At 65.3% G+C, this 11,197-nt stretch carries 5 protein-coding genes; 1 reads left to right on the forward strand and 4 read right to left on the reverse strand.

Annotated features, from left to right (window positions below; all coding sequences use genetic code 11):
* Positions 1-2: 2 nt before the first annotated feature.
* The 4 genes from J7J50_RS04465 to J7J50_RS04480 form a co-directional block, all read right to left on the reverse strand.
* Complete coding sequence (locus J7J50_RS04465; RefSeq protein WP_215063013.1) at positions 3-686, reverse strand: hypothetical protein; 684 nt, start codon at positions 684-686, stop codon at positions 3-5.
* A gap of 126 nt (positions 687-812) precedes the next feature.
* Positions 813-1,496 carry a hypothetical protein gene (locus tag J7J50_RS04470; RefSeq protein WP_215063011.1) on the reverse strand — a complete coding sequence of 228 codons (684 nt, stop codon included), beginning with the start codon at positions 1,494-1,496 and terminating at the stop codon, positions 813-815.
* Between the two features lie 545 nt (positions 1,497-2,041).
* Entirely contained in the window at positions 2,042-5,935 is a 3,894-nt protein-coding gene (locus tag J7J50_RS04475; protein WP_215063009.1) for a translocation/assembly module TamB domain-containing protein, read from the reverse strand.
* Positions 5,936-5,962: 27 nt separating this feature from the next.
* The gene (locus J7J50_RS04480; RefSeq protein WP_285222340.1) at positions 5,963-7,942 is read right to left on the reverse strand and encodes an autotransporter assembly complex family protein; all 1,980 of its coding nucleotides are present in this window, start codon (positions 7,940-7,942) and stop codon (positions 5,963-5,965) included.
* 240 nt (positions 7,943-8,182) lie between these two features.
* On the opposite strand from J7J50_RS04480, the gene J7J50_RS04485 reads away from it, so the two are divergent.
* Positions 8,183-11,098, forward strand: a complete 2,916-nt coding sequence (locus tag J7J50_RS04485) for a TonB-dependent receptor (RefSeq protein WP_215063007.1) — start codon at positions 8,183-8,185, stop codon at positions 11,096-11,098.
* Positions 11,099-11,197 lie beyond the last annotated feature (99 nt).

The raw sequence follows: 11,197 nt of genomic DNA on the forward strand, positions 1-11,197 counted from the left end.
ACTTAAGGTCCGAATGCATGAACGCTGATTTCGCTGACACAGGCATGGTTGAGCTTGGCATCGGGCGCATTGGCCTCGCGACGCGGGATGATCTGCACACGAACGTTGTTCCGTAAATATTGAAGTGCCAGCAGGCGCCCCAACTCGTCATAGTCGCCGGGATCGTCCCTCTTGAACCCCATGCCTGTCAGCGCAGCCTCATAAACATTGAAGTCCAGGCCACAAACCGCCTCCATGTCTTCCAACAAGCTACTGTTGATTCGCTCGTTTTCGTTTATGAATTCAAGCACAGCATTTGTGTAGCGTCTGTACTTCGGATCGACTCCATAGCCGAAGCTGTATCGCCAAGCGGAATCTGGCAAGGTCATCGTCAAGAAGCCTTCATCCTTTTCCGATAGCCGAATCAACGGCAATCGCATAACTTTCTGCACCCGCTCGCCCGACAACTCATCGAACGACTTCAAGCTATCGATCAACGCCAAGAAGCGACGCCCGATTTCCTCCGGCGTCAGTTCGGGATGCTCGGCCAGCGTGCTTGGCCGATAAGGAGCGGGCGAGACGATGTTCACGGCGGCAACTTCCTTGGGTGCTGGGACCGCAGTCTTCGGAACCGACGGATGCGCGCAGGCGACAAGCGTGAGTCCGGCAAGCGCCAGCGACGGGACACGAAATATCGAATGTTTCATGGAAATCCCCGGTTACGCCAGCTCCCATTTCCGGATGCACAAAATTCGTGCACTGGAGGTTGATTGCCGTTTGGTCCGTCTACTGCCGAAGATACACGGCACCAACGAAGATCGAAGAGCGACGGCTTAAGGTCCGAATGCATGAATGCTGATAGCTCTGGCGCAGGCATGATTGAGCTTGGCATCGGGCGTATTGGCCTCGCGACGTGGGACGATCTGCACACGAACGTTGTTTCGCAGATAGTCTAGCGCCAGCAGGCGTCCGAGCTCGTCATAATCGCCGGGATCGTCCCTCTTGAAGCCCATGCCTATCAGCGCCACCTCATAGGCGCTGAAGTCCAACCCACAGACTGGCTCCATATCTTCCAGTAATTGCACATTGAGTCGTTCTTTCTCATTGTTAAACTCAAATATGGCGTTAGTGAGCGAGCGATATTTCGGGTTAACGCCGTAGACGAAGCTGTATCGCCAAGCGGAATCCGGCAAGGTCATCGTCAAGAAGCCTTCATCCTTTTCCGATAGCCGAGTCAACGGCAATCGCATAACTTTCTGCACCCGCTCGCCCGACAACTCATCGAACGATTTCAGACTATCGATCAGCGCCAAGAAGCGGCGCCCGATTTCCTCCGCCGTCAGTTCAGGATGCTCGGCCAGCGTGCTGGGCCGATAGGGAGCGGGCGAGACGGTGTTCACGGCGGCAACTTCCTTGGATGCTGGGACCGCAGTCTTCGGAACCGACGGATGCGCGCAGGCGACAAGCGTGAGCCCGGCAAGCGCCAGCGACGGGACACGGAATATCAAATGTTTCATGGAAATCCCCGGTTACGCCAGTTTCCATTTCCGGATGCACAAAATACGTGCACTGAAGGTTGATTGCCGTTTGGTTCGTCTACTGCCGAAGATACACGGCGCCAGCGACGATTGAAGAGCGGCGACTCAGGGATCGAGTGGGTGAATGCTGATCGATTGCACACTAGCGTGGTTGAGCTTGGTGTCTGGCATGTTGGCTCCGCGGCACGGGATGATTTGCCCCCGCACGTCGTTGCGCACTTACTGCAGCGCAAGCAACCGGCCTAGCTCGCCGTAGGACGCGTGTTCGTTCTTGAAACCCATGCCTGTCAGCGCCGCCTCATAGGCATTGAAATCCAGCCCGCAGACCGGCTCCATGTCTTCCTGCGCTCTATCGCCCGTTTGCTCGCTCTCATAGTCGAACGCAAAGACGGCATTCCTGAGCGAGCGATGTTTTCGCGGCGCAGGCGGTCCGCTGTCCTGCGACGGGCGCGATGGCCGCGCCGCGAGCGGCGCTCCATCGCCGGATCGTGAACTTCATCCCTGGCTCGCCGCGCGGGCGCGGCTTATTTTTCCTTGCGCCAGTTGATCGAAGCGCGGTTTTCCAAGGTGCTCGATTCGATCTCGATATCGAAGCCCTTGCGCAGCAGATACTTCAAGGTCAGCACTTGACCGGTGCCGAGCAGCGACACGCCGTAGCCGACATACAGGCGCGGCGACAGGTATTTGCCAACGCCCAGCACCGAACCGCCGAGCGCGCGGCTTTCCATCACGCCGGCGTCGTCGAGGCCGATCTTCGCGCCGAGTTGCGAGGCCAGCAGGCCGCCGCCGGCCGACAGCGCGGCGCTGGCGGCGTTGAGCTGCTTGTTCTCGTCGCCGCTGACCGACGACAGCGGCCGGCCGAGCGCCAGGTACGCCAGCGCTTCGGACTGCGAGCTGGCCGGATCGGACCAGACGTTGACCTGTGGCGAGCTGACCCGCCCGCTGATGTCCACGCCGGCCTTGACCGCGCCGACCTCGCGCTCGGCGCGCACGTCCAGAATCGGATCGGACACCGGCCCGTTGTTCCAGACCAGATTGCCGCGGGTGATCTGCAGCTTCTGCCCGTACGCGGTGTAGCGGCCTTCGATGTTGAGCGCGCCGCTGGCGGTCATCTCGCGCCCGGGCTTGGAGCGCACGCGCATCTGCCCGCCGAGCTTGCCGTCCAGGCCGAAGCCGTTGAGCTTGACGTCGTCGCCGATGGCCAGGGTCAGGTCGAGTTCCAGCGGCGAGGCGCCGGTGTCTTCCGGATCGACCGGATCGAGCACCACCACGTCCTCGGACACCGACACGCCCTGGTCCAGGCGCTCCAGATCGATTCGCGCCGAAGGAATGGTGACCTTGCCGGTGACGTTCAACGGCTGCTTGGCCGCGTAACGCACGGTGAGTTCGGGATTGGCGACCGCGCGCAGATCGCGCGTGTCGGAGGCGAGCACGTTGCTGCCGCGCACGTTCAACACCAGCGGCGTGTCGTCGCCCTGCCAGCCGAGCGTGCCGTCGATGTTGAGCGTGCCCTCGCCCGAGCGCACGCTGCCGGCGATGCGCGCGCTGCCGTCGGGCTGCGCGTCCAGGCGCACGTCGCCGTCTTGCAGCACGATGCCGAGCGACGGCACTTCGGTTGTGAACTGCGACAGCCGCGCCTGTCCGCCCAGCAGCGGCTTGGAACGCGTGCCGGCCAGACTGATGCGGCCTTCCAGCTTGCCCTTGGGTTCGACGATGTCCGGCGAGAACAATTCGATCCAGGTCAGTTCGTCGGTGTCGACCGCGACATTGCCCGCCAGCGGCGCGTACGCGTCCCAACCGGTGCTGACCGTGGCCTCGATGCGGCCGTCGTCGTTGAAGCCGGCCTTGAGCTCGGCGTTGAGTTTGTTCGGGTCGAAGCTGGCCTTGAGCGAAAGCTCGTTGTAGCGCACCAACTCGCGCCGCGAGCGTTCGCTGAACTTCAGGCCGCCGCCGCTGGAGCTGAGGTTGAACTGTCCGCGCCAGGCGTTGCCGGCCGGGCGCAGCTCGCCGTCGAGGGCGATCTCGCCGCGCAGAATCCACGGCCGCTTGTCGCTGCGTTCGGGCAGATACGCCTGCGCCAGCAGCAACGGCAGGCCCTGGCCCTTGAGTTCGACGCCGCGTCGTGGCCAGTCGGCGCTCGCGCACAACGAACCGCCGCTGCTGGACGCCAGGCACGCATTCGTCAGCGCGCCGTTGCGCCCGTCCCAACGGTATTGCGCGGGCTGCTGCAACTTCCACGACGCGCCCTTGCTCGGTGCCAGTTGCAGCGACGCCAGCGCGCCCTGCCAGGTCGCGCCGCGTTTTTCCGCGTTGCCGGACAGATCGAGATTGGCCACCTCGCTGCGCGCCTGCAATTGCAGCTGCAAGGCTTCGACCGCGCCGTGCGCATCCACGCTCAGCGACGACAGCGCGATGCCGGCGTCGAGTTCGCTCGCGCGCAGCGCCAGTTCGCCGCCGCGGCCGCGCCAGGGCAAACGGCCCTTGGCGCTGACACTGGCGGCCTGGTAGTCGCCGTATTTCAAGCCGCTGCCGGTGAGGTCGGCGTCGACGTTGGGCGCATCGTGCGCGCCGGTCAGTTTGACCGTGCCGTTGAGGCTGCCGGCCGCGCTCGGCAGCAGATCGTTGAGCTGCAGCGGCGCGAATTTGGCATCGACATCGATGGCTTGCGCGTACTTGCCCTTGGCCTCGATGCGGCTGCCACCGAGGGTCAGGGCGACATCGCCCTCAAAGCCGTCGTCGCTCTTGCCCGGCGCGGCGCCGTGCATGACGAAGCTGCCGCGGCCGCCCAGCGGACGATCGCGCAGGCGCCCGCCGAGCTGATCGGCATTGGCCTTGATCTCCAGGCCGCCGTCGTCGCGGGTGGCGCCGGTGGTGGCGATCTTGCCGTCGATGGCACCCTTGAATTCCGGGACGAAATACCCCGGATCGAACCCCGATAGCGTGGCCTTGAAATCCCAGCCGAGCTTCGGCGCCCAGGCGACATCGCCGCGGCCGTCGAGCAGGCCGGCCGGCATCTTCGCCTTCAGCGTTTTCAAGGTCATGCGTTGATCGTCGCCGCGGCCGTCGAACTCGATCGTCGCCGCCTGTTTGTCGCGCAGCAGGCGGGCATCGCCGATCGCCGCCCAGGCCTTGACCGTGCCGGCGAAGCCCAGGTCGGCGCGTTCCAACGTCACCGCCGGCGTGGCGGGCGTCTGCGCCGCCTGCGACGGCTTGGCGAGAGACTTCAACGTCGTCGGCGCGGCCTTGCCGCCCCAGGTCAGGCCGCGCGCGTTGATCGAAAACTTGAACCGGCCGTTGTCGGCGTCGGTGAAGTCGGCGTGGCCGCGCAGGGTCGCGGTGCCGTCGAACAGTTTCAGCGCCAACGGCTGCACGTCGAGCACCTGATCCTTCAGCGACACCTTCGACGGCAGCACGGTCAGGGCCAGATCGCCCTGGCGGAATTCGCCGTCGAGATCGGCCTTGCCGCCGACACCGGTCGCATTGAAGCGCAAGGCCATCGGCGTATCGCTGGGCTTGGCATCGGGCGAAGTCAGCAGGCCGATGTCGAGCGCGTCGCTGCGCGCATGCACCTGCCAGGTCGGATCGTCCTTGCCGCGCAGCGTCGCAGTGATGCGCACCGGCCCCGGCGCGGCGCCAGCCACGGCCACGTCCATGCGCGACAGATCGCCGCGCGCGACCAGACCCAGGCGCGCGGGTGTGCGGCCCGCGGCACTGGGTAGCACGGCGGTGGCGACCAGATCGGTTTTGAAATCCTTGCGCGGCTGGTAATCGCCGTGCACGGTGAAATGGCCGCGATCGGTGACCGCGTCGATTTTTCCCACATGCAGCTTGCCCGACTGCGCATCCAGGCCGCCGCGCAGTTGCCGCACGTCGATGAGATGCTCGCCGGCCTGGCTGACCTTGAAGCCGTCGATGCGCACGTCGTCGGCCTGCACCGACAGCGGCGGCTCGATCTGCGGCAACACCTCGGGCCAGCGCGGCAGCTCGAACGGCTCGTCGCTTTTTTCGATATCCAAGGTGGCGTTCTGGACCTGCAGCGCATCCAGCCGCAGCTTGCGTCCCAACAGCGGCCGCAGCGACGGATCGATGTAGATGCGATCGGCGGTGAACACGGTTTTCTTGTAGGCGAAGCGCACGCCGCGCAAGGTCAGCGGACCCGACACCGGGCCTTCGGCGGCCCGCCAGCTGAAACTGGAATCGGCCGGCAGGCGCGCGACGATCTGCGCCAGCAACAGATCGCGGCCGGCGATGGTGGCGATCAGCCAGTACACCGCGAACGCGATCAACAAGGTCAGCGCCGCGGCCGCCAGGCTGCTGCGCCAGGCCCAGCGCTTGGCGGCGGCGCGGCGACGGCGGCGGCGTTCGAGCAACAGCTCTTGCGCGCTCGGGGTCTGCGAAGGCGGGGGCGTATCGCTCATGTGTTGCCGGTTCGTCCTTGCCGCGCCTTACAGATCGGCGCCGATATTGAGATAGAGCTGGAAGCCTGAATCGGGGTGATCCAGGCCGCGTGCGATATCGACCCGCAACGGGCCGACCGGAGAGCGCCAGCGCACGCCGACGCCGACGCCGGTGCGCATGTCCGGACTGTCGTCGAAGGCGCTGCCGCTGTCCACGAACACCGCCGCGCCCCAGCTTTCGTTGAAGTACTGCTCGAATTCGACGCTGCCGGTGATCACGTTCTTGGCGCCGAGCGCGAAGGCCTTGCGCCCGGGAATGGCCGGAATGCGCGGGCCCACTTCGCGCCATTCGTAACCGCGGATGCTGCGATCGCCGCCGGCGTAGAAACGCAGCGACGGCGGCAGATCGACCAGGGCGTCGGTGAAGGTATGGCCGAGTTCGCCGCGGGTGATCAGGCGGCTGCGTTCGCCCAGGCCCTTGTACCAGCGCGCGGTGACCTGCGCCTGCAGGAAGTTGGCGTCCGAGCCCACCGCTTCCAGGCCGCCGCGCAGCAGGCCGGTGGCGCTGATGCCGTTGCGCGGGTACAGGCGGTCGTCGGCGTCGATGTATTCGGCGCGCAGCGAGGGATACAGGAAGGTCGCGGTGCGGTAGTCGACGGGCGTGGCCGGATCGTCGTCGTCTTCGTCGGCATAGGCCCAGCGCTCGCGCAGGCCGTGCAGCGAGACGGTCGCGGTCCAGCGCTGATTGATCTTGCCGCTGCGGCTGGCGACCAGTTCGATCCGGCGCGAATCGATGTAGTCGGTCTGTTCGTCCGCGCCCTGAAGGCTGAAGGTGTACCAGCCGTCGAGCCAGGCGAAGGCGGGAATGCGGTATTGCAAGGTCGCGGTCTTGCGCCGCTGGGCGAAGTCGATCTGCGCCAGCGCCTTGTGGCCGCGGTCGTTGACGTAGCGACGCTCCACGCCCAGGCGCACGCCGGCGCCGCTGTCGGTGCCGTAGCTCAGGCCGGAGGTGTAGATGCTGCGCTTGGCCGGGGTCAGCGTGACCTTGACCGGAATCTGGCCGTCCACGGCGTTTTCCGGCTGCGGCTCGATGTCGATGCTGGAGAAATAATCCAGCCGCGCCAGCGATTCGCGAAAGGTGTCGAGCTTGCGCTGGTGGTAGTAGCTGCCCTGTTCCCAGTACACCAGCCGCTCCAGCAGGCTGTCGCGGATGATCCGCTTGGGCGTCTGCTCGAAGCTGATCGGGCCCATGTCGTAGCGCTGGCCGCTGGTCCAGACCAAGTCGACGTCGGCGGCCTGTTCCGCGCGGGTGACCTCCACCCTCCGCGAAGAAAAATCCGCGTCGAAGTACCCGCGTTCCGCCAACCGCCGGCTGATCTTGATCTTGCTGGCCTCGTAGGCGGCGTGGTCGAACACCTGCCCCGGGCCGGGCCGGAACGCGGCCAGGTCCTGCTTGAGATAGCGGTCGTCGCTGCCGGCGCCGAGGATGGCGATGTCGGAACGGCGCACCTTGACCGGTTCGCCCTTGTCCACGGTGATGATGACGGCGATCGGCGGCGAGGCCGCGCGCGCCGCGGCGGCGGCGGCCGGATCGGCGGCGGTGCCGACCGGGCCCGCGGCGGTAGCGCCGGCGGCCGGCGGATCGGTGGCGGCGGCCGGATCGATGGCCGTATCGGCCGTATCGGCCGGGTCGGCCGGCGCGGTCGGATCGGTGCCGGCCGGGGTGGCGATGCGCCGGGTTCCGCGCGAATCCTCGATCTTGATGGTCGGCGAGTAGTAGCCGAACGGCTCCAGCGCCTCGCGGGTCTCGTTCTCGGCCTCGCGCAACAGATAGCCCAGGCGGCGCCCGGACACGTCCTTGTCGATGGTGTCCACCAGGGACAGCGAAACCCGGACGTTATGGGTCATGGCCTCGTCGAGGCCGCGAATCTCGACTTTGCCGACCTTGGCGCCCCAGGCGGTGCCGGCGGCCCCGAACCCCGCTGCGAAGGTGGAAAAGACGAAAAAAAGGCGGGGGATCAATGGCATAGCCACCAGAATAACCGGTTGGCGCTGACACTGCTTGCCGATCCTGGCGTCAGACTTTGCACATTCGTTGCATCCAGCGTTAAGAAGTCGTAATTTCGGTGTCAGGGGAACTGGCCGTAAGCGCGGGGGGCTGCGCTACTGGCACTCGGAATCTCCTAGATAAAAGACCGTCCCGCCCTTCCACAAAGGAAGTCACACGGTAGGGAAGCAATGTCACTGAATATTCCAGGAGTCCACTTCGTGAATAGAAAAATTTTGACCACTGCTGTCTGCACTGCGCTGGTCAGCGCGGTCGCGCCGGCTTACGCCCAGCAGGCGGCAGCTACCGGTTCAAACGATGACGTCACCCGGATCGAGACGGTCACCGTCACCGGCTCGCGCATCTCCAACCCGAACGTCGTCTCGCCCGCTCCGGTCAGCGTGCTGACCGCGGAAGACATCAAGGCCACCGGCGCGGTCAACATCGGCGACCTGCTGACGACCATGCCGCAGCTGGCCACCACCTTCACGATGGGCAACTCCGGTCGCTTCATCGGCACCGCCGGCGTGGCCATGCAAGACCTGCGCAACCTCGGCACCGCCCGCACCCTGGTGCTGGTCAACGGCCGCCGCATGGTCGGCGCCTCGGCCGGCACCTCGGCGGTCGATACCAACCTGATTCCGGCCGACTGGGTCGAGCGCGTGGAAGTCATCACCGGCGGCGCGTCCGCGGTGTACGGCGCCGACGCGGTCTCCGGCGTGGTCAACTTCATCCTCAAGAAGAAGTACGAAGGCGCCAATCTGCACGCGCAGATCAACGACAGCCAGCACGGCGGCTTCGGCAAGCAGTTCATCTCGGTGACCGGCGGCGGCAACTTCGCCGAGGACCGCGGCAACTACGCGCTGTCGTTCGAGCACAGCCAGCAAGAAAGCCTGATGTTCGGCGACCGCTTCGGCAAGCAGGCCTATCGCGCCCTGCGCACGCTTGGCACCGGCTTCGACACCACCCTCGTGGGCGATGCCGGCAACTACACCATCACCAATGCCGGCACCTTCTCGCTGGGCAACAACTTCAATCCGGATCTGCGTTACACCTTCGATCGCAACGGACAAGTCCGCAAGCAGCGCTTCGACGGCGCGGTCGATCGCAACAGCAGCGCCACCTGCACGAACTGCGACCGCCTCGACAACAACCAGGTACTGCAGCTGCAGCCGCGGTACAAGCGCGACACCGTCAGCGCCGTCGCCGGCTTCGATCTGAACCAGGATCACCGCCTGTACTTCGAAGGCATGTACAGCAAGGTCCACAGCAAGACCAGTTCCTCGCCGGCGTTCGGCGCCACCGGCAACCCGCACATCATCGAGCGCGACAACGCTTACATGACGCCGGAACTGCTGGCCCTCATCGGCGCGCGCCCGACGATCAATCTCTCCCGTAACGACGTCGATGCCGGCGGACGCGGCGAAGACACCGACCGCCAGACCGCTCGCGTGGTGTTCGGCGCCGAAGGCGCGGCGTTCGGCAGCGACAGCAACTGGCTGTACGACGTGTCGGTCAATTACGGCCGCACGCACGAGCGTCGCCGCAATCTCAATAACCGCCACATGGAACGTTTCTATGCGGGCCTGGACGCGGTCGAGGACGCCAACGGCAACATCGTGTGCCGTTCCAAGATCGATCCGACCCATGTCAACCTGGCGTATTACAACAACACCGCCAGCCCGGACGGCATCATCTCGCCGGAAGTGGCCGCCAGCTGCATTCCGTTCTCGGTCTTCGGCGAAGGCGCGATCAGCCCGGGCGCGGCCAACTGGTTCAACGTCACCACCATCTCCAAGGCGCGCCTGACCCAGTTCGTCGCCGGCGGTTCGCTGACCAACAACAACCTGTTCGATCTGCCGGCCGGTCCGGTCAGCTTCGGCGCCGGTGTCGAGTACCGCCGCGAGACCAGCCAGAGCATCAACGATCCGCTGGACATCTCCGGCCAGACCTTCCTCAACGCGATCCCGAACTCCGGCGGCGCCTACAACGTCCGCGAAGTGTGGACGGAAGTGGCGATCCCGCTGTTGCACGACATCCCGCTGATCAAGAGCCTGACCGTCGGCGCCGCCGCGCGTTACTCCAAGTACGACACCATCGGCAGCACCAAGGCCTGGCGTTACAACCTGGACTGGGCGATCAACGACAGCCTGCGCGTCCGCGGCAACATGTCGGCGGCGGTGCGCGCGCCGAACATCGACGAACTGTTCGGCGGCCAGTCGCAGAACTTCGGCGGCGTCTTAGATCCTTGCGATCAGATCAACATCCGCAACGGCAAGGACCCGGCCGTGCGCGCCCGCAACTGCGCCGCGCTGGGCCTGCCGGCCGACTTCGAAGACACCTTCTCGGCCACCAACGAAGGCCTGTCGGGCAGCAACCCGGACCTGGACCCGGAGACCGGCCGCAGCTGGACCGCCGGTCTCGTGTTCACCCCGACCTTCCTGGAAGGCTTCGGCATGAACGTGGACTACTGGAAGATCCGTCTCACCGACGCGATCGGCGCCCCGACCTTCCAGCAGACCGCCGAGCGCTGCGTCGATAACCCGGCCGGCATCAACAACATCTACTGCACCAATACCCGCCGCGGTCCGGACGGCCAGATCGACTTCCTGGTCTCGATCAACCAGAACATCGCCGCCACCGAAACCGACGGCGTGGACATCGGCGTTTACTATACCCACGACCTGTGGGGCGGCCGCATGCGCTGGGACCTCAACGCCACCAAGGTGCTGGGCTACACCGACTTCCCGTTCCAGGAAGACAAGGACGAGACGGTCGACCAGAACAAGACCCTGGGCTTCCCGGAATGGAAGGCCACCCTGCGCCTGGGCTACACCCGCGACAACTGGGGCTTGAACTGGAACACCCGCTACGCCGACGGCGGCCTGCGCGTGAGCAACGAGACCTACCGCTCGAATCCGAAGTCGGTCAACGTCTACAACGCCGGCTCCGGCGTCGCCCACGACATCCGCGGCAGCTACTCGATCAAGGACACCGGCTGGCAGATCTACGGCGGCATCACCAACGTGTTCGACTCCGATCCGCCGGTCAATCTGTTCGGCACCGGTTTCGGTTCGGGCCTGTACGACCAGATCGGCCGCGCTTACTACGTCGGCGTGAACTACAAGTTCTTCTGATCGAACGTGTAGCGGTCCAGCATCATCGTTAGAGCTTCATCGGGAGAGCCGGCGCAAGCCGGCTCTTTCGTTTTGGCGGCGCCCGGGCCGGGCCGGGCG

Source organism: Lysobacter sp. ISL-50 (assembly GCF_018612875.1).
Taxonomy (GTDB): Bacteria; Pseudomonadota; Gammaproteobacteria; order Xanthomonadales; family Xanthomonadaceae; genus Lysobacter.